The organism is Rhizobacter sp. P2_G4, assembly GCF_056403575.1.
In genome coordinates this window covers 309,284-327,682 of sequence record NZ_JBFUFG010000007.1, presented here as the reverse complement: position 1 = coordinate 327,682, position 18,399 = coordinate 309,284, and the positions used below count along the sequence as shown (strand labels likewise).

At 63.1% G+C, this 18,399-nt stretch carries 16 protein-coding genes; 4 read left to right on the top strand and 12 right to left on the bottom strand.

What is annotated here, in order from left to right:
- The first annotated feature begins 89 nt into the window (after nt 1-89).
- Nucleotides 90-1,187 carry a glycosyltransferase gene (locus AC1DYS_RS23910; RefSeq protein ID WP_477903780.1) on the top strand — a complete coding sequence of 366 codons (1,098 nt, stop codon included), beginning with the start codon at nt 90-92 and terminating at the stop codon, nt 1,185-1,187.
- Nucleotides 1,177-1,944, top strand: coding sequence for a DUF2334 domain-containing protein (locus tag AC1DYS_RS23905; protein WP_477903779.1), 768 nt, complete (start codon nt 1,177-1,179; stop codon nt 1,942-1,944). The genes AC1DYS_RS23910 and AC1DYS_RS23905 overlap by 11 nt, the downstream gene beginning before the upstream one ends.
- A gap of 14 nt (nt 1,945-1,958) precedes the next feature.
- Here the strand turns inward: AC1DYS_RS23905 and AC1DYS_RS23900 are convergent, their stop codons facing one another.
- Nucleotides 1,959-3,116 carry a glycosyltransferase family 4 protein gene (locus tag AC1DYS_RS23900; RefSeq protein ID WP_477903777.1) on the bottom strand — a complete coding sequence of 386 codons (1,158 nt, stop codon included), beginning with the start codon at nt 3,114-3,116 and terminating at the stop codon, nt 1,959-1,961.
- 222 nt (nt 3,117-3,338) lie between these two features.
- On the opposite strand from AC1DYS_RS23900, the gene AC1DYS_RS23895 reads away from it, so the two are divergent.
- Nucleotides 3,339-4,544: an AI-2E family transporter gene (locus tag AC1DYS_RS23895; RefSeq protein ID WP_477903775.1), complete on the top strand. Its 1,206-nt coding sequence runs from the start codon at nt 3,339-3,341 to the stop codon at nt 4,542-4,544.
- 399 nt (nt 4,545-4,943) lie between these two features.
- Here AC1DYS_RS23895 and AC1DYS_RS23890 read toward each other — a convergent pair whose 3' ends face one another.
- The 8 genes from AC1DYS_RS23890 to AC1DYS_RS23855 all read right to left on the bottom strand — a co-directional run bounded on the left by AC1DYS_RS23890 (nt 4,944) and on the right by AC1DYS_RS23855 (nt 11,626).
- Nucleotides 4,944-5,324, bottom strand: a complete 381-nt coding sequence (locus AC1DYS_RS23890; protein WP_477903773.1) for a helicase — start codon at nt 5,322-5,324, stop codon at nt 4,944-4,946.
- Nucleotides 5,325-5,379: 55 nt separating this feature from the next.
- The gene (locus tag AC1DYS_RS23885; protein WP_477903771.1) at nt 5,380-6,225 is read right to left on the bottom strand and encodes an alpha/beta fold hydrolase; all 846 of its coding nucleotides are present in this window, start codon (nt 6,223-6,225) and stop codon (nt 5,380-5,382) included.
- Nucleotides 6,226-6,248: 23 nt separating this feature from the next.
- On the bottom strand, nt 6,249-7,208 hold the full coding sequence (locus tag AC1DYS_RS23880) for an alpha/beta fold hydrolase (protein WP_477903769.1): 960 nt from the start codon (nt 7,206-7,208) through the stop codon (nt 6,249-6,251).
- A 46-nt stretch (nt 7,209-7,254) separates the two neighbouring features.
- Nucleotides 7,255-7,959, bottom strand: coding sequence for an SDR family oxidoreductase (locus AC1DYS_RS23875; RefSeq protein WP_477903767.1), 705 nt, complete (start codon nt 7,957-7,959; stop codon nt 7,255-7,257).
- Between the two features lie 75 nt (nt 7,960-8,034).
- Entirely contained in the window at nt 8,035-9,036 is a 1,002-nt protein-coding gene (locus AC1DYS_RS23870) for an NADP-dependent oxidoreductase (protein ID WP_477903765.1), read from the bottom strand.
- Between the two features lie 135 nt (nt 9,037-9,171).
- Nucleotides 9,172-9,771, bottom strand: a complete 600-nt coding sequence (locus AC1DYS_RS23865) for a TetR/AcrR family transcriptional regulator (protein WP_477903763.1) — start codon at nt 9,769-9,771, stop codon at nt 9,172-9,174.
- 106 nt (nt 9,772-9,877) lie between these two features.
- A complete protein-coding gene (locus AC1DYS_RS23860) occupies nt 9,878-10,978 on the bottom strand; it encodes a hypothetical protein (protein ID WP_477903761.1) in 1,101 nt (366 codons plus the stop codon).
- A 123-nt stretch (nt 10,979-11,101) separates the two neighbouring features.
- Nucleotides 11,102-11,626, bottom strand: a complete 525-nt coding sequence (locus AC1DYS_RS23855) for a hypothetical protein (RefSeq protein ID WP_477903759.1) — start codon at nt 11,624-11,626, stop codon at nt 11,102-11,104.
- Nucleotides 11,627-11,883: 257 nt separating this feature from the next.
- Here AC1DYS_RS23855 and AC1DYS_RS23850 point away from each other — a divergent pair, with 257 nt between their 5' ends.
- Entirely contained in the window at nt 11,884-13,035 is a 1,152-nt protein-coding gene (locus AC1DYS_RS23850; protein ID WP_477903757.1) for an ABC transporter substrate-binding protein, read from the top strand.
- A 335-nt stretch (nt 13,036-13,370) separates the two neighbouring features.
- Here the strand turns inward: AC1DYS_RS23850 and AC1DYS_RS23845 are convergent, their stop codons facing one another.
- The 3 genes from AC1DYS_RS23845 to AC1DYS_RS23835 form a co-directional block, all read right to left on the bottom strand.
- The gene (locus AC1DYS_RS23845) at nt 13,371-14,537 is read right to left on the bottom strand and encodes an ABC transporter substrate-binding protein (RefSeq protein WP_477903755.1); all 1,167 of its coding nucleotides are present in this window, start codon (nt 14,535-14,537) and stop codon (nt 13,371-13,373) included.
- Between the two features lie 151 nt (nt 14,538-14,688).
- A complete protein-coding gene (locus AC1DYS_RS23840; protein WP_477903753.1) occupies nt 14,689-16,014 on the bottom strand; it encodes a YbfB/YjiJ family MFS transporter in 1,326 nt (441 codons plus the stop codon).
- 39 nt (nt 16,015-16,053) lie between these two features.
- Entirely contained in the window at nt 16,054-17,979 is a 1,926-nt protein-coding gene (locus AC1DYS_RS23835; protein ID WP_477903751.1) for an FAD/NAD(P)-binding protein, read from the bottom strand.
- Nucleotides 17,980-18,399: the final 420 nt, after the last annotated feature.

Sequence of the window (18,399 nt, the reverse complement as noted above, 5' to 3'; positions counted from 1 at the left end):
GCAGACACCTTGCGTTCGTTCTCGCCATCGTCGAGGGTCCCTGCGTGAGGACGGGCCAAGACTTGCCCCCGCATCTGCTCGATGCCACCATGTTCTGGAATCCCTCCGGCGGCGTGCACCGCTACCTGTGCGCCAAGCGCCGCTGGCTTCGGCAAAACACGAATTGGCGCCACACCGTGGCCTCACCGATGCAGGACGAGGTCAGCACCTTGCGGCTGCCTTCATTGCCGCTGCCGGGCAGCCGCGGTGACTACCGGTTTCCCTGGGCACGCCGCCGTCTGGCGCAGATGCTGCGCGACAGCCGGCCCAGCGTGATCGAGTCCGCCGATCCGTACCGGCTTGCGTGGGCGGTGCTCGACGCCGCACGCGAGCTCGGCATCGGCAGCATCGCTTTCTGCCATTCGAACCTCGCGCAGATGGCGCGGCTCGGCGCCGGCCCCTTGCTCGGATCGCCAGCGTCTGCCGCAGCGCGGCGCTATGCCGTTCGCCTTTACCGCCAGTTCGACTTGGTCCTGGCGCCCAGCCGTGCCATGGTCGCGCACCTGCATGACTGGGGTGTCTTGTCCGCGGTGCACCAGCCGCTGGGAGTCGACACCAGCGTCTTCCATCCCACGCGCCGCAGCATGGCGTGGCGAGCCAGCCTGGGGTTGCCACCGTCGGCACGGCTGCTCATCTATGCAGGCCGCTTCGCGCCCGAAAAGCACCTGTCCACGCTGGTCGATGCGGTCAACCGGCTGGACGCTCGTCATTGGCTGGTTGCGCTCGGGTCAGGCCCCATGCCGCCGAGCGGGCCGCGGGTGAAGGTGCTGCCGCCTTGCCGCAACGCGATCGACGTGGCCACCGCACTCGCGAGCTGCGATGTTTTCGTCCACGCGGGTCGGCAGGAAACGTTCGGACTGTCGGCGCTCGAAGCGCTGGCCTGCGGCCTGCCGGTTGTCGCGCAAGGCTGCGAAGGGCTGGCCGAGCTGGTCGACGATCGCGTTGGCCAACGCGTCATGAAAACCGGTGCGCGCGATTTCGCAGACGCCATCACCGATGTCTTCGAGAGCGACAGAGACGCGCTGACAGTCGCTGCCCGGCAACGTGCTGAAGAAAGCGACTGGAGCCGTGTGCTGCCGCAGTTGCGAGCGCGCTATGAACGGCTGATGCGCGGTGAACGACAGGGGGAGGTCTGCGATGTCGCCTAGGTCGATCCACATCGTGTTGCACGACGTGGCGCCGGCCACGCGGTCCGCGTGTCAGCGGGTGCTCGATGCACTGGATCAGGTCGGGTCGTTTCCGCTCACGCTGCTCGCAGTGCCTCACTACCGTGGTGCTGGTCGTAACAGCGCTTTCGAACGCTGGCTGGTGGACCGCGCCGAGCAGGGCGACGAAGTGGCGCTGCACGGCTACACCCACCAGGACGCCGGTCGACCCCGTGGCCCGAGGGACTGGGTGCTGCGCCGTCTCTATACGCGGGCTGAAGGGGAGTTCTTCGACATCGGCCGCGACGAAGCGCTGAGCCGGGTCGACGCCGGTCTGGCCTGGCTGCGCGATCTGTCACTGGAGCCGGCGGGCTTCGTGGCGCCGGCCTGGCTGATGGGCGAGAACGCGTGGAGCGCCGTGCATGAGCGCGGCTTCGTCTACACCTGCACGCTGCGCCGCCTGCATCTGCTGCGGGTGAAGAGCAGCGTGGATTGCCAAAGCCAGGTCTTCAGCACGTCGTCTGCGTGGCGCCGGCGCATGTCGACCCATTGGAACGAGACCTTGGCGCGCATGCAGCAGGCCGAGCCGATCGTTCGCCTGGAGCTGCACCCATTCGACGCCGACCACTCTGCGGTGCGCACATGCTGGCAGCAGCTGGCGCGGCAGCAAGCGCGTGACCGCGAGGCGACGACTCTGTCGGTGCTGGCGTCGCGGCTCGAGGCGCTGAGAATGCCGTCGATCGGTGCGCCAACCGGGTAGTGCCGCTTCAGCCGTCACGCCGCGTACTGAGCGGCGGGGCGGTGGCTTTCCTGTGCGTCGCAGGCCTCCAGCAAGTGCTGTTCGAACTGCGCCAACACGCGGCTCCATGTGGCCGCCAGCGCCGCTTGCCGCGCCCGCAAGCGCATGCCGTACGCCGTGACCTCGTCGAGCCCGGCCAGATGGCAGGTGGCCCGCACGAAGGCAGCGCTGTCGTTGGGCGAGATCAGGTGCCCGTCGACGCCGTCTCGCATGTGCTCAGCGGCCGCGGCACGGTTGAAGGCCACCACCGGCAGGCCGCTGGCCAGCGCTTCGAGCGTGACGTTGCCAAAGGTGTCCGACAGGCTGGGGAACATGAACACATCGGCACTCGCATAGCAGGCCGCGAGTGCATCGCCCGTTTGCATGCCGAGGAACAAGGCTTGTGGAAACTGGCGTTGCAAGGCGCTGCGCATCGGCCCGTCGCCCACGACCACCGCTTTCGTTCCCGGCACCCGCGCGGCAGCGGCGGCCGCGGCACGCAGTGCCAAGGCGACGTTCTTTTCGGCGGCCAGCCGGCCGACGTGCAGCAGGATGGGCCCGCCCGCCGAGTTCCACCGCTCTCGCAGCGCTGGGTCCCGGCGGTTCGGGCTGAAGTGATCCACGTCGACGCCGCGGCCCACCACCGCGAGACGTTCGAAGCCTTGCTGCGCCAGCCGCTGCCGGCAGAGTTCGGTGGGCACGAAACTGCGCTCGGTGCGGTTGTGAAACCAGCGCAGGTAGCGGGCGACGGAGTTGCCCAGCCAGCCGAGGTGATAGTGGCCAGCGTAGTCGCCGAAGTCGGTGCGGTAGTCGGAGGTCGTCACGATGCTCAGTTGCCGGGCGAGCGAAACCGCCGCGAGGCACAGCGGCCCGGGTGTGGCCACATGGACGAGCTGCGGCCGCGTGGCCCTCAATCGCGCGGCGACGGCCGACACGCTGGGCCAGCCGAAGCGCACCTCGGGGTACATGGGGAGCGAGCTGCCGGCGACGCGAAGCTCGTCTGCATCGCCACCGCTCGACTCGTCGGTGCGGCGCGGGCGGATCAGGTCCACCGTGTGACCTTGCTGGCGCAGGTACGCCACCGCGCGAGCCACCGTGAGTGCCACGCCGTTGATCTCGGGCGGGTAGGTCTCGGTGACGTAGGCGATGCGCATGCTGCCTTGAGGCAAGCGGCATTCCCTGTTTTGCACAGAGGCGCTGCGAGCGCGGCATGTCGCTTGCTGAAAAGTTGGCCGACATCGCCGGCGCCACCGAGATTCGATGCCATGCCTCCGCCCGGCGCGAGCCGAGAACGACCTGCATCCGCTCGGGCTTCGGCGCCTTCCAGCCGGGCCGAGTTCAGGTCTGCGGCGGGCAGCCGCGTGGCGGGTCTGCCGATGCCCTGGCTGCAGCGCATGCTGCTCTGGGTCGGCTTGCTGGTTTGCCTGCGATTGACGGCAGCATTTACGGCAGCGATGGTGGTCACGGCGTTACTGGTGTTGCTGTTGGGGCCAGCCGCTGAAGCGCTGCAACGGCGGGGTGTTCCAGCGCTGCTGGCTGCCGCGACGGTGGTGTTTTTGCCGGTGGCCGCATCGGCCGGGCTGCTCTTCGTCTGGGCGCCTTCCGCGCTGCGGTGGCTCGACGGCGTTTCACAGGCGGTCGACCACCTGCGGCTCACCGTTCAGGGCCTGGCCACGCAACACGATCCCATCGGCCGCGTGGCCGGCCTGGCCGAACACGGTTTGCAAGGTTGGCGCCCTGATGTCGCCGACTGGCTCGCGGCCGAGGGGCTTGGCGCGGCGCTTGTCGTGGCGTCGGTGCTGATGCTGACCTTCTTCCTGTTGCTGGGCCAGCGCTCGTTGTGGGCCAGGCTCCTGCAGGCCATGCCGCAGCGGCGCTCGCGCTCGCGCTTGCGGTTGGTGCTGGCGCTGGAAGCATCACGCCGCGGCGTCGTGAGGTACCTGGTGACGATGGCGGTCATCAACGCGGGGCTCGGTATCGCAACCGCCTTGGTGCTGTGGGGGCTGTGGGGGCTGGCCCTGCCGGCCGTGGTCACCTGGGCCGCAGTGATCACGCTGCTCTTGTTCGTGCCTTACCTCGGCCCAATCGCGATTGCTGCTTTGCTGGCCACTGCCGGCCACGCCATTCCAGGGGCGTTTGCCAATGGCCTGGTTGCGCCGCTTGCGTTCCTGTTGCTGCACGCGATCGAGGCCCACTTCATCAGCCCCTGGGCCACGGCCTCGCAGTTGCGCCTGGGCCGCTCAGCGTTGCTGGCTGCAGTGATCGCAGGCTCGTGGGCCTGGGGCATCACCGGCGGCCTGCTTGCGGTGCCTCTGTTGATTGCTTACCGTGCGGCCTTGCGCGGCGCTGGTGGCCATCGCATCGCGAGGGCAGTGATTGCGGCCGAGGATGGCAACGCGCCGAGCTTGGCCGAATCGACCGCGGCAGCGCTGGCCCGGGACAACGGGCCGTCGGACGCTGGCTCTGACGAGGACCCTCCATCGGCGATGGCCCGACTGCGCCCTGTCGGCTCGTCCCACGAGCCGCCTGTGCAGCAACCGGCCGTTGCTCGTCCTCGAGCGCGGAACCGCACGTTCTCATGAACTAACGATTGCCCGGCATCCACTCCGTGGTGTCTTCCGCACCCGGCCCGCCCGGCACGTAAGCGTCGACATGGAAGGCAACCACGAGTGGAGATGGTTCCATCTCAGTGGGCAGTTTCGGTCGAGCTGCCTGCAAGACAGCTGCCGTTGATGGGCTGCTTGTTTGCCACGAGAAGACTGGCGCCGCAAAGCATCCAACGGCAAAGCCCACGGCGATCCAACAAGGGGGCGAAGCCAGGCGAAGTACCTTGAGCCGAGCCGTCGAAATGGATGAGGTGCTTGGTTTCATTCATCCAGTGTGGCCACGGCGTGTATTACTTTGATTTCGTCTGGATGGATTCCGTGTTTCGTCTGTTGCGAGGGGAGGTTCTCCGCGCTGAGGCTCGCCGATCGAGTCGATCAGTGCCCCTGTTTCTTGGTGGGCTGCAGGTAGTCGGTCAGACCTTGGAACCACATCACTTCGACGAAGTCGCCCTTGATGACGAGGTCTTGGTCGTGCAACGCACCCATGAACGCTTCCTTGCCATCCTTGGCGGAAAGGGTTGCAAACCCCCTGGCGGCGTCTCTGAAGGTCATGGTGAACTGGGGCGACTGAGTGAGCCCGCCGGCCGACTTGATCTTGCCGTTCTTGATGGTGAAATGACGACCGATTCCGCCACGGGTCTGGATCTGGAAGATCAGTTCCTTACCTTTCACATACGCTGCACATGCAGGGTTGTTGTTGATGGCCCGCTGCAACAGCTTCGTCAAGGCCCAGAGCAAGAGTTTGAACTTCAGCATGGTCGTTCCTTCTGTGCGGTCAATGAGTGTTCAGAAAATCCACACGTCGCCAGACTCACTCGGCGAGGAACTGAACGGCATGCTTCAGGAAGCGCTCGGGGAACTGGAACTGAGCCGCGTGGCCGGCATCCGGATAGATGAAGAGCTGCGCATTCGGGATGTTCTGGCCCAGGTACCAGGAGTTGATGGTGGCGATCATCACGTCGTTGACGCCATTCAAAACGAACGTCGGTTGCTCGATCCCTCGCAGGTAAGCAAACGGGTCCTTGGGATCGAGCTTCGGCAGGTAGTGCATGTGAGCCTCGATCTGAGCCTGGATCACTTCTCGCGAGCTCGGCGGATCTTGGTCCACGCGCTGATGACGGCGGTCCCAGAAATCTCGGCCCGCTTGTTGCGCGGCCTCAGAGCGGCCGAAGAACAGGAACAGGAAGTCGTCCAAGACCGGAACAGGGCGCGGTGCCCGCTCCAACACGCCGGGATCGGAGTCGGAATTTCCGCCACGCGGCCCGGTGCCCAGGAGCATGAGCTTGCGAACAAGGTCAGGATGGCGCCAGGTCAGGTCCAGGGCCACGAAGCCGCCGATCGAGAAGCCCAGCACGTCGACCTTCTCGAGCCCCAGTGCGCGAATCACCGCTGCTGCGTCGTCGGCCCACAGCTCGATCCGCGCGCGCGGTTTGCCCGAGGATGACGCAATGCCACGCCCGTTGTAGAGAATGACTTCGCGGCCTGCGGCCAGGCCGTCTGTCATCAGCGGGTCCCAGTGATCCATGCCGCCGCGGAAGTGCTGGATGAAGAACAGCGGCGGCTGGTCAGACGTGCTGTTGCCCCATCGGCGATAGGCGAAGCTGTCGCCATCGACTTCCACGAAGCAAGTGGGAGCGGTGAGGTGCGTAGGGGTCATGATCTGGTCTTCTTGCATCAGGCCTAGCGAGCGAGGAAGTCGAGGGCTTGAGGCACGAAGTCGGCGTGGAACTGGAACACGCCACCGTGGCCGGCATCGGGGTAGATGGTGAGGGTGCTGTTGGGGAGGCGCCGCGCCAGGTCGTATGAGTTCTTCGTCGGGACCATCCGGTCATCGTCACCGTTGGCGACGAACACGGGCTGCTTGATCACTGAAAGATCAGCCGGCCGTTTCTGGCCCCATGCGCTCAGGGCATGCAACTGCGCGACGTACGCGCTCACGCTGATGTCCTTGTCGCGGTTCGCCGAGCGTTCAGCCAATCGCTTCAAGTACGCCTTGCCGGCCTCGATGCTGTTGGGCGTGCGTGTGAAGAACAGGAACTGCTTCGGGTCCTGTCCGCTGAGTGAGGCACGAATGAGGTCGTAGTTCGCGACGCCAGCCACCGTGCTGATGCCATCGCCACCAGCAGGGCCGGTGCCCGCGAGGATCATCTTGCGCACGAGCTGCGGCTCGTTCAGAACGATCTCCTGGGAAATCATTCCGCCCATCGAGAAGCCGAAGAGGTCAACCTGTTTGAAGCCCATCCCCTTGATGAAGGTGATGGCGTCGTCTGCCATTTGCTCCATCGAATTTGCGGGCGAACCGGTGGACGCGCCGATGCCACGGTTGTCGAACACGATCACGTGGTGCTTGGCCGCAATGCCGTCGACGACGCGAGGATCCCAGTTGTCCAGCACGGCGGCCAGGTGGCCCAGAAACACCACGGGTGTTCCGCCGTTGCGCTGGCCCAGCTCGCGATAAGCGAAGTTGACTCCGCCTGCGGAGAGGGACTTCGTTGGAGCGCTTGTCCAGTTGATGTTCGCTGCCTGCTCCACCGACGGTGCGCTGGGCTTGGGCGATGCATCGCTTGGGCCTGCTGCCAGTGAAATGAACGGTGCAGCCAGGGCGAAAGCCAGGACGCCTGCTTTCAGTGAGTGATGCATTGCATGAATCTCCAGGGATAAAACTTCTCGATGGGAGCTGAGCCGATCAGGCCGCCTGAGGCAGGTAGCTGGGCCGCGTTGCGGTCATCCCGCTCTTGATCTGCCGCGTGATTTCGTCGGCGAGCACTTCATCGAGGCCCGATTCGAGTCCGTCAAGCGCATGCCCGACGATCTGTTCGGGGCTGGACTTCGGGACATCGAAGCCGCGTGTCAGGTCAGTATCGACATAGCCCATGTGCAGCCCCAGCACCTGGGTCTTCTGTGCTGCGAGTTCGCTGCGTAGCGCGTTGGTGAGCGACCAGGCTGCGGACTTGCTGGCCGAATAGGCCGCCAACTCGCCGCCGTTCACCCACGAAGCCACCGACAGCACATTGAGCAACGCACCACCGCCGTTGGCTTTGAGAACCGGCGCGAAGGCCTTGCTCACGCGCAGCACGGCGAAGAAGTTGGTCTCGAAGATGCGCCTGGAGACCTCTTCGCTGTCGGCTGCGAGAAAGCCACCGGGCTGTGCAATGCCGGCGTTGTTGATTACCAGCGTCACGTCCGATGCCAGTGCGGCAGCAGCAGCCACGTCTTCAGGCTTGGTGACGTCGAGCCGGAGCGCCTGAACGCCTGCTTGGGTGATCGTCGCCGGGTCGCGGGCGCCGACGTAGACCTTGCGGGCACCTCGTGCGAGCAGCTCACGAGCGAATGCCAGGCCGATGCCGCGGTTGGCGCCCGTGACGAGGGCAACGGAATTTTCAATCTTCATGGTGATCTCCAAAGAGGGATGAACAGAATCAGCTGCCGGCTTCGAGGGCTTGCGGCAGCGCCGAAATGAACGAGCTCACTTGACCTTGATGACGACCTTGCCCTTGGCGCGGCCTGCTTCGACGTAGGCCAGCGCGTCGTTGGTCGATTCGAAGGGGAAGACACGGTCCACCACTGGGCGGATGAGGCCGGCCTCGAAGAGACGGGCGATCTCGCCCAGCTGGCCGCCATTCGCCTTCATGAAGAGGAACGAGTAGCTCACGCCGCGGCTCTTTGCCCTTCTCCTGACGCCTGAGCTGAGCAGCCGCATGACCAGCTTCACGAAGGCGGGGGCCTTGGCCTCGTTGCCGAATTCAGGATCGGGCGGGCCGGAGATGGAGATGAGCTTCCCGCCAGCCTTGAGTACGCGAAGGGACTTCTCGAGCGTCTTGCCGTCCTGGCTGTTGAGGACCACGTCGTAGTCGCGCAAGACGTCTTCGAAGTCCTGTGTCTTGTAGTCGATGACGACATCTGCGCCCAGGCTCTTCACCAGTGCCACATTGGCGGCGCTCGTCGTCGTGGCGACGGTCGCGCCCAAGTGCTTGGCCAACTGGATGGCAAACGTGCCCACGCCGCCGGAGCCAGCCTGAATGAAAACCTTCTGGCCCTTCTTCAGATTGGCCTTCTCGACCAGCGCCTGCCAGGCCGTCAAAGCCACCAGGGGAATGGAGGCGGCTTCTTCCATCGAGAGGCCTTTGGGCTTGAGCGCCAGCGAGGCTTCCTTGACGGGGACAAACTCGGCGAAGGTGCCGATGCGGAAATCATCCGGCCGTGCATAGACCTCGTCGCCCGGCTTGAACTGCCGCACGCGGGGGCCCACCTTGACGACCACCCCAGCCACGTCGTGGCCCAGGATGAGGGGCATGCGATAGGGGAGGATGAGCTTGAACTCTCCGTTTCGAATCTTGGCGTCAATCAGGTTCACGCCAGCAGCATGGACCTGCACCAGCACCTCGTCGTCGCGCAGCTCGGGCGTCGGCATGTCTGCCAAACGCAATGCGCGCTTCTTGCCGTATCCCTCGAGAACAAAAGCTTTCATGGTTTTTCCTTGTTCCTGGTCTGCCCAGGGTTGCGAACGGCCCAGCATCGACAGGTTGCGTTCATTTCGCATGATGACTGTCATATGTGAAGGCAAAAAAATAGGTGGACTTGGGTGTGGGGCTTGTCGGTGGATTCAGGCCGGGGCCAGGTGCTTCAGCGCAGCCTCGCACAGGCTCTTCGACAGCGCCGGCTCGTCGACCGCGCGAGCCAACAGCAGGGTGCCCACCATGGTGGCGACGGTCACGAGCGCTCGTTCGTGGGCGCCGGGCTGCCCCCAGTCCGGCGACTGGCGGGCGAAAAGATCGATCGTTTCCTTGATGTGCCGCGTGGTTGCCCGGCGTACTTCGGGTGTTTGGCGCGGCGTCTCGGAGGCGAGCGCGGCCAAAGGGCACCCCATCTCCACCTGCTTCACGTGCTCCTGCGACAGGTAGCTGTGAAGCATCGATGTCAGAGCCTGCTCGGGAGGCACGGTGGCGACCAACTGCGCCGCTGCAGCCGCGGACTCAGCACACGCGCGGCTTGCCGCCTCGGCCAACATGGCCTCGCGCGATTCGAAGTGGGCGTAAAAGGCGCCATGGGTGAGGCCGGCCTCCTTCATGATGTCGGCCACGCCGGTACCGTCGTAGCCGCTGCGGCGGATCGCCCGCGCTGCCACCGACACGATTCGCTCGTGTGAGGCTTCTTTGGCTGCTGCTCTGGTATTGGTTTTTGCGTTTCGCATGATGCTTATCATACATCACTTGCGAAGCAGGAGCATGTTTTATTGGCTGATCGAATCGGAAACGGGCCGGGCCGTGAACAAGTTGCGCCAGCAACCAGCGCGGGCGCCGGCCTCGCTTCTATCCGCGAGTTCGCTTCGACGCCCATCCAATCACGCCCAATCCGGCCAGCATCAGCAAAAGGCTCTGGGCCTCTGGCACGGCGGGCACCACCGAAAGCAGGTAGGCGTACCGCGTGCCGAGGGAGTCGTTGTAGGCCGAGCCGGTGATCCAGCCATGGTCGTTGATGGCGTTGGCGCTCTGGAGTGACCAGCCGGTTGCCAGATCGGCTTGACTGAGAAAGCTGTTGAGGTCGATGGCCGTGCCGTCGGACCACAAGGTGGCTCGACTGTTCGCCCACTCGGACTGCGGGTCAGTGAAACTGCCGACCACCTGGCCCACGTTGTTGATGTCGCTGGCCGCGCTCCCCGGTGCACCGATGAGTGACAAGGCGCCGGCCGTCCACACCGCAGCGCGAGAACCCGCCTGGCCTGCGATCTGTCCCGATTCGTTGATGCCGTATGCGTAGCTGCTCTCGCCGGATGGCGAGGCGAGGGCGGTAACCGTGCCATCGCGCCACAGGGACGCCCTGAACGAATCACTTCCCGCCAACTGGCTGGCTCCGACCACCCAGCCGCTGCCGTTGATGTCATAGGCCGCGCTGTACGAACCTCCCAACGTTCCCAGGTCGATGGCCGAGCCGTTTTGCCAGAGTGTTGCCCGTCCCGTGCTGTCGAAATTGCCGGTAAAGCCCACGACCTGTCCAGCATCGTTGATGCCGAGGGCCGTGGATTGCGTACTGCCCGCCGACGGCAACATGATCGCCGTTTGACTCGTCCAAACTGCAGCTTGGTAAGTGTCTTCACCAGCTACCTGGCCGAAGCTGTTCACTGCATGAGCCCATGTTTCCGTGTAGGTACAGCACAAACTTGAGTAAAGCGGAGTGGGCGACTTGTTGTTCCAGATGATGGCCAAGGGGTCGTGCGTGTTGCCCGTCGTGCCGACGACCTGGCCAGCGTTGTTGATGTCGCTTCCGCTGCCGAAACGTTCCCCCGTCCCAAACAAGATGTCGAGGTGATAAGCCGGCACGCTTATCGCCGGCGACGCGGCACATATCAACGACAGCGACACCAGGACACGGCGTGCTGTGGAGTGGAGTGACGAGGTCGAGGTGGCATTCATCACCTCAACTTAGGCGATGCATGGTTCCTCGTCAAACCAATGCGCAGACGAGGTCGGAGAACCGTTTTGGTTCGCCACGAATTCGCCTCGGAGCCTACGGCGCCCAGGGTTTATGGCGCTCGCTCAGTGAGCGCCGCCCACACTCACATTGCTGGGCATCTGTGGAGGGCTGAGCTTGTGGATGCGCTGCGCCAGACCCGGCTCTATCTTGCTGGAGTAGATGGTGAGTCGGGCGGTCTCGTCACCGCTTGCCGCCAGATCGGCACGTGTGCCCGACGCCTTGGTGCCCCACGAAGCCGATTGGCCTCGACGAGCATTCGGAGCGCCATAGGAACGCGCGAAGTCGGCGATGAACGTCTTCGACGGAACGGGTGCATCAAGCATCACCACGAACAACCGGTCTTGATGAAAGCAATAGCGAACGGCATTCAATGCGATGTCGCCAAACAGCATGTTCTCCCGCTCGCGCAGGTAGCAGGTTGCGTCACCCACGGTCTGCACCACCGTGGCGGCGCCCAGCGCATCTGCACCTTCGCCCCAAGACACGCCGCGGAAGCCACGGAGCTCGAAGGCTTGTGCTCCGACAGTGGTCAGGCCCATGCAGCACACGGCAAACAACCTGGCGGCGGTGCTGAGGGGGGTCTTCATGGCAGTTTGTTTTGAGATTGAGCGAAGTGGCGAAAGTGTGTCCGCAGTTGCCAAACTGCGTCAATTCACAAACCGCTGAGAAGCAATGCGAAGGGGCACAAAGTCGCGCTTGCTCCAAACGATTGATGAGAGCGCGTGTTGAACACAGACCGCGTGGTTGCAACCAGTGTGCAGCGAAGTATCAATTCGTAGCAAAGCATCAAGCTACCGGCTGCAACGGCCGAAGATAGACCACCCCCGTCAGCAGGAGCAATCACATGAAGCGCAGACACCTTGTACTCAGCGGCCCCGCGGCACTCGCCGCCAACATGATGAGCAGCTTTCCCAGCAGGGCGACCTCACCGGGCAACGTGATCAAGTTTGGCCAGTCGGCTGCGCTCACGGGCGCCCAGGCGAACTACGGGCGAGACATTCGCGACGGCATCATGGCTGCCTTTACTGCAGCGTCTGCGGCCAGTGCAAGCACGGGCGGTCCACGCTTCGAGCTGGTAACGCTGGATGACGGAGGCGTGAGGAGCCGTTGTTCCGAAAACGTCTCTACGCTGGTCGAAGGCGGCGTGTCGGCGATCGTGGGGTTGACCAATGGTGTCGCCGCCGAAGCGTGCATACCGCTGATGAACAACAACCAGATGGCGCTCTTGGGTACGGCCAGCGGCAACATGGGCATTCGCAATGCCGCCTCTGGTGGGGGAGCCTTCCATGTGCGCGCTGGGTACGACCTCGAATACAAGCGCATGGCGAACTACATCAAAGATTTCGGCATGCGCCGTATCGGCTACGTGTACCTGAGGGACACGTCGCCTGCCAATCTCGCCGCCATGTCGCAGGCCTTGAGCGCTTTGTCGATCGTGCCGGTGGAAACGATCGCGGTGGACCGCAACGCAACGTCGTTCAGCGATGTCAGCACCAAACTGCTCGATGCCAAGCTCGACTGCGTGCTGTTCTCCGTCAACTCAGGGCCGACCGCGACGATCATCAACGAGATGTCTACTGCGCACTACGCGGGCCTGTTCTATGCCTCGTCGTACGCGGGCCAGGACTTGATGGACGCGCTCACCACCAGAAAGCAGAGCTGCATCATGAGCATGGTGGTGCCACGCCCGAATTCGGGTAGCGCGAATGTGGTCTCCCGTTGCCGCCAGGATCTGGCGGCCCTCGGGCCGGACGTGAAGCTCGGCATGACCACGCTGGAAGGCTACATCGCCGGGCGCATTGCCGTCGAGGCTGCACGGGCCGCGCTCAAGGTGGGTGGTGGTGAGCGTGTCAGCCGCAGCCGCTTGAAGGAATCACTCGCTGCGTTGCGTACCGATCTCGGCGGCTACCGCGTGGAGTTCGCGCCCGGCGTGACTCAAGGTTCTCAGTACGTCGACCTGATCGCCATCGACCGCTACGGCCGACTCGTCGGTTGAGTCAAAAGCCGAGGCCGATGCTTTCATCGCCTCGGTTGACCTGACGAGCTCGACGACGGGCTGTGAAGCTTCGTCGTCGCGGCTGCTGGTTTGGCGTGAGAGACGCGTTCACGCAGCCTTTGCTTCGCTTCGAGAGCTAACGAAGTCAGGCAATTCTCGTTGCTGGGGGACCGCCGCGGTGGCGTGAGTCGCGAATCAAGTACTCAGAGCCACAGCGCGCTGACCGCAGGTCAGGAACACCAGACCCTGCGGCTCGACTCAGAAATCAAGAACTTAACTGCGCGCCTGCGGTGAGCCTCGATATCGAGGCGTGCATTTCGCAGTGACTCGAACGATCAACGGCGGAAGGTGCCGTCGGCCGAAATGATCGAAATGTCGACGTAGTCCAAGCCAGAGTGGTCAGACGAGCTGTAGCTCAACTCCGTGCCTCCAAGACCACCACCGATATCGAGGTGGTTGAAGGATTCAAGGGCACGCTTGATGGAAAGGCGTGTGACTCCCTCTTTGGAGCTAGCCGCTCTCTTCAAGGCAGCGACAAGAACCTTGGAAGCGGCGAATCCTTCGATCATGGCCGGGGTGAGCTGCTTGATGCCTTTGGCGTTCGCCAGCCGTGCGGCTTCAGCGATCATGGGTGAGGCAAGCCGGCGTTCACCCGGAAAGACTTGGCTGACGATGACACCCGCCTTGTTCTCGCCAAGCGCGTCGATGAAACCTTGGGCGGCGTTGTTCGACAGCGTGGCGACCGTCGTAAGCGAACCTGCAGCTCGCAATGCCTTCACGCCCGCAGAGACGGAGACAGGTGTGCCGATGAGCAGAAGCCCCAGCGGCTTGGCCGCAAGTGTCTTGGCGACGCACTGCGAATAGTCGGGCTTGAACTTGTCGATAGGCTCGCTGAGCGCTGGCGTCTTTCGGTCGGCAGCGTCGGGCTTGCTACCTGACTCCACGTACGGCTTCAACGCGCCCTGCAGCCCATCCAAGCCGAAGGAATCGTCGACGTAACAGATGCCCACCCGCTCGAGCCCGCCCATGCCGAGATGCCGCACGACGTGCTCTGCTTCGCGCTGATAGGTCGCTCGGACGTTGAACACCCAGGGGTTGACTGGCTTGTGCAAAGCCATGGCACCGGTTGACGGAGCCAAGAGGACGATGCGACCTTCCTCCAGCAACTTGAGCATGGCCTGCGCGTGAGGCGTTCCCCGATTGAGGAAGAGTGCCATCACCTTGGGGTCGTCGATCAGCTTCTTGGCATTCTGCGCAGTGACAGGTGCCTGGTTCTGGTCATCCAGTGTCACCAGCTCGATCTGCTGGCCCGCTATGCCCCCGTCGGAGTTGACGGAGTCGAGGTACAGAGTGGCGCCTTGGTTGATTTCCTTGACGGCTGCAGCAACGGGCCCCGTGATACCGGTCGTTTGACCGATCCGGATCTGCGCTGATGCGGCGCCAACCGCAAACAGGTTGATGAGTGCTGCGGAGAGCAGTGCGCGCGCTGTGAACTTAAGCATCAAATGTCCCTGCATTGCAAAATGTGTGACCCCTTGGTCTTGCGATCGCTAGCCAATATTGGTATGGCGCGATTCCACACTCAGTTTAGCCCCCGAGTCAGGGGGGCGAACTGAGCGTTTGCCTGGTTTTGGGCATAAGTGCGCAGCAACGCTACTTTTCCAACAGAGGTCCGCTTGACGTCTCGGATGCAGTGGTGTCGCCTGTCGGGGCCGCATTGCTTTCGGCTTTGATCTCGGAAGCCTCAGGAAGCGACTTGCGTACTGCGGCGATACAGGCAACGGACCCGAGCAAAGCGACGGCACTTACAACGAACAACGGACGGTATGAGTCGACGTAGATGACCGCGCTGGCCATGAAAAAGCCGCCCACTCCCTGCGCAAGTGAAAAGCTGAAGGTCGCCTTGCCCCAGACTTGTCTGTTCATGGCCGGGCCCACAACCTCGAGCGTGTAAGCCGATACCAGCGCCAGGACTCCAGGCGTGCAGATGCCCATCAGCAGGGACGAGACGAAGAGCGCAGGGGCGTTGCTCGCCCACACAGGCAACATCGCAGCGAGCGCCTTGAGCGCAAAGCCAATGAGCAAGCAACGTCGCGTGCCGTACGCGTCGGCCAGCTTGCCGGTAAGAAGCGGACCGACAGCGGCCCCGAGGCCAAACACCGACCAGTAGAAGCCGCCGCTGGCGAGCGACATTCCCATCTCGCGCACCAGGTAGTCCACCCAGAACATCGTGTGCGCCAGGTAGCCGACAGCGTTGAGTCCGTGAGCGACAAGAATGAGCCATACGGTCCGGCTGACTGCACTGTCAGCCTGCTCGACTTGCTCGACAGTCGGTGTTGCCTGCTCGGTGGTGACGGCCGGGGCATGTTGTGTCGACCACTGACGCCACGAGGCCAAGGTGAGCAGCAGGCACACCGTGCCCAGCCCCAACCATGCCCCCTGCACGCCGCTGAAGGCCAGCGGATGGATCTCGCCACCATAAATGGCGGCGATGCCCAATCCGGCAACCAACGCTGGCACCAACAGGCCTGACACGATCGCGCCCAACCCGACCCCTGAGAACACGATGCCGCTGACTTGCCCGCGGATGGCGGAATCATGTTGCGGAACGACGAGGGGGGCCGGCAGAACCATGAGCACGGCACCACAGGCGCCAGCAAGAACTCGCCAAAAGTAGTACCAAGCAATTGGCCACTCGCTGATGGCCGATGCAAAGAAACTGATCGATATCAGCAACATGCACCAGCGGATCAGCGTGGTGGGCGAGTACCGATGCGCAAGCCAATCTGAACGCCAGGCACCGACCACGTAGCCAAGCAATGTGGCCACGCTGAGCTGGGACGCCTCACCCTTCGTGAACCAGGCCGCGTCGATCAACGCAGGCATGAGCGCGATGAAGGCAAAACGCCCGATGCCGTTCCCTACCAGGGTCGCCGAGAGGCCGGCAAAGCTCAGGCGGTTCAGCGCGCCTTGAAGCATCGCGTCATTTCGAAGGGCGCATTCAAGTCATCCAGACGACTACGACAGCGCGCCATAGAGCGATGCGAAGGCGGAAGCATATTCAGCGGTTGGAACATCCGCACTGAGGACTTCGGTAGGCTCAACGGCGTGGCCACCGATCATCGAAAGCATCTTGGTGACAGCGCGGCCAGCGTCGACAAGGGCTGTCGAGTTGACGCCCGATCTCGGCACCACAAAGGTATAGAACTTGACGCCCTCCGTTGGGATGCCGAGCGCCCAAGCGTTTTCGACCGCGGAGCCGTCTTCCGAGACCCAGTTGAAGTTGCGGTTGACCTCGATCCCACCGGGATGAAAGGCGCCGTTGTGGAACAGGCGCACGTGGCCATCATCGAGCAGGCCCAACAGCAACGGTGAAGCATCCTCTGCCGGGCTATGCATCGAGATCCTTGCGTGGACCAGCACATCGACCTCAATCCCCCGCTCGGGCCATTTCGAGGACGCGATGCGCATCCTCTTGCCGGCCTCTGCCACTTTGCAGGTAGCACCGGGGCCAAAGCCAAAGTCGAGGACGCCTGCCTCAACGAGGGCAAGCAGCTCGGCTATTCGTGATGCGGGCGGGCCGACAGCGATGCGGTTCATGATCGGCGCGAATTCGGAGAGGACCCAGCGGTGGGATTCCTCGGTGAGGCCTCCGAAATCAATGGCAGCACGCAAGTTGTCGCGAAGATCTCGAACGACGTCGCAAGCAGCTTTCAGCGGCCCGTCAACGTTGCCCCTTTTCGCTTCGATCAGATCCTGGCGCAAGTGCTCGGTCATCCACGTCTGGAAGGACAGCGCCGACGCCAGTGCTGCCGGAGGGATTGGATCGATCAGGCTGTCCCACGAGAAGCGGTCTTGTGCCGGGATGTACTGCGTGACCAACGCTTCTCGCTCAGCAACGTCTGCACACAAAAATTGGTTGCAAAAGAGCATTGCTGTAACAGGATCGCGGCGATTGCGAAGGTAGGCCTCGTAGTAAGCGAACTGCATGTCAGCCAGCAACAACGGAAAGACATCGGACTGAAAGTCCAGCTTCCGCGTCGCGCGGAGCGCCCGAATCTTGTCGGCCACCAGAAACTTGGCGCGGTACTGAATGCTCACGCCTTTCTGGTTTGCGGCACGCGCTGTCAGGGGGAGGCCGGAGCGCGAAAACGCGGCGATGCGCGGCTCGCGCCCGGAGGCGATGTACTGTTTTGCCCCCGATGGCAGATCAACAAACCGCCCACCGCGACCGACCGTGAGGGTGGCCAATATGTCAAAGGTCGTGAGCCCCATACCTTCAATACCCACCGTCATTTCCGGCGTGATGAAAGAAAGCTGCTGGCGAACCGGGTATGGGTCGGTGACCGTAATCGTTTCCAAGCCCGGTTTCCCCACATGCCGCTGGGCAGGTTTCTGCGACGAAGGCTTGGTATGCCCGGACGTCAGGTAGAGATAGTCGACGCAGAATGGACTCTTCTGGGTGGCGAGGACCCAGCAATCATTGGCACCACGTTCTGCGCTCAGGACAGAATCTCGAACGAGTCGAATTTGCACGTGGGCTGGGGCGAGGGCCACCAGGTAGTGATAAACCCAATGCAGGTAGCGTCCGAACAACGCGCGAGAGTAGTAGCCATCGCGGTCGATCGTTTTTTCACCTTGGCGCTCGCCACGCCTGCTGAAGTTGGCGTTCTCCAGCCATTCATGAAACGAAGGGCCCTCCAGTATGGGGCCTGCTCCCAGCAGTGACTGATCGGAAAATTGCGTGATTTGCCCGGCAACGGTATTTACCAGTAGGTAGTCTTCCTGCTCCGGGTCGTGGCATCCGACACCTGCGGGATTAGGATCGAACAGATATATCTCAAAATTGGCAGATTGTCTGACGCGCTCGTTGGCCACGATGCGCTCGAGAACTGTGAGGCCGCGCGGGCCCATCCCAACTATACCGACTTTAATATTCTTCATTTGATCCCTGCCCTGTAGAGATACTCTGGCGGAGTATCGTTGCCGATAAAAAGGTTGGTACTTCTTCTTGTCGCCTCGCCAACTCTCTAACTGCACTCCTTACCCAGGAGTTCACGATTTAAGTGGTCGCACCCCCTTGAACAGGGGATTGACTCAACATCGACATGATCTATGGCAACTGAAGTTGCGTGTGTGTCTTCGTGTAACCGCGAACCATCGGAACATGCGATCACTTGTTTGAGGCTGGTCGCGGTCGATGCGGCACCGTCAATGAGCTCGGTGCGTGAGCGATCGACCGCCGATGCACTTGCAACGCACGTGCGCCATGCAATCCGCCTCAGTCACTTAAGTGGGCGCGCTGGCGCCCGTACGCATGCGCGCCGCATGAGGCTGCGCGCCTTTGCAAGCGTGTGTGATCGC

Coding starts and splice junctions, on each gene's coding strand:
- AC1DYS_RS23910 (WP_477903780.1), top strand. CDS start 90: ATGTTCTGGAATCCCTCCGGCGGCGTGCACCGCTACCTGTGCGCCAAG.
- AC1DYS_RS23905 (WP_477903779.1), top strand. CDS start 1,177: ATGTCGCCTAGGTCGATCCACATCGTGTTGCACGACGTGGCGCCGGCC.
- AC1DYS_RS23900 (WP_477903777.1), bottom strand. CDS start 3,116: ATGCGCATCGCCTACGTCACCGAGACCTACCCGCCCGAGATCAACGGC.
- AC1DYS_RS23895 (WP_477903775.1), top strand. CDS start 3,339: ATGCCCTGGCTGCAGCGCATGCTGCTCTGGGTCGGCTTGCTGGTTTGC.
- AC1DYS_RS23890 (WP_477903773.1), bottom strand. CDS start 5,324: ATGCTGAAGTTCAAACTCTTGCTCTGGGCCTTGACGAAGCTGTTGCAG.
- AC1DYS_RS23885 (WP_477903771.1), bottom strand. CDS start 6,225: ATGACCCCTACGCACCTCACCGCTCCCACTTGCTTCGTGGAAGTCGAT.
- AC1DYS_RS23880 (WP_477903769.1), bottom strand. CDS start 7,208: ATGCATCACTCACTGAAAGCAGGCGTCCTGGCTTTCGCCCTGGCTGCA.
- AC1DYS_RS23875 (WP_477903767.1), bottom strand. CDS start 7,959: ATGAAGATTGAAAATTCCGTTGCCCTCGTCACGGGCGCCAACCGCGGC.
- AC1DYS_RS23870 (WP_477903765.1), bottom strand. CDS start 9,036: ATGAAAGCTTTTGTTCTCGAGGGATACGGCAAGAAGCGCGCATTGCGT.
- AC1DYS_RS23865 (WP_477903763.1), bottom strand. CDS start 9,771: ATGATAAGCATCATGCGAAACGCAAAAACCAATACCAGAGCAGCAGCC.
- AC1DYS_RS23860 (WP_477903761.1), bottom strand. CDS start 10,978: ATGAATGCCACCTCGACCTCGTCACTCCACTCCACAGCACGCCGTGTC.
- AC1DYS_RS23855 (WP_477903759.1), bottom strand. CDS start 11,626: ATGAAGACCCCCCTCAGCACCGCCGCCAGGTTGTTTGCCGTGTGCTGC.
- AC1DYS_RS23850 (WP_477903757.1), top strand. CDS start 11,884: ATGAAGCGCAGACACCTTGTACTCAGCGGCCCCGCGGCACTCGCCGCC.
- AC1DYS_RS23845 (WP_477903755.1), bottom strand. CDS start 14,537: ATGCTTAAGTTCACAGCGCGCGCACTGCTCTCCGCAGCACTCATCAAC.
- AC1DYS_RS23840 (WP_477903753.1), bottom strand. CDS start 16,014: ATGCTTCAAGGCGCGCTGAACCGCCTGAGCTTTGCCGGCCTCTCGGCG.
- AC1DYS_RS23835 (WP_477903751.1), bottom strand. CDS start 17,979: ATGAAGAATATTAAAGTCGGTATAGTTGGGATGGGCCCGCGCGGCCTC.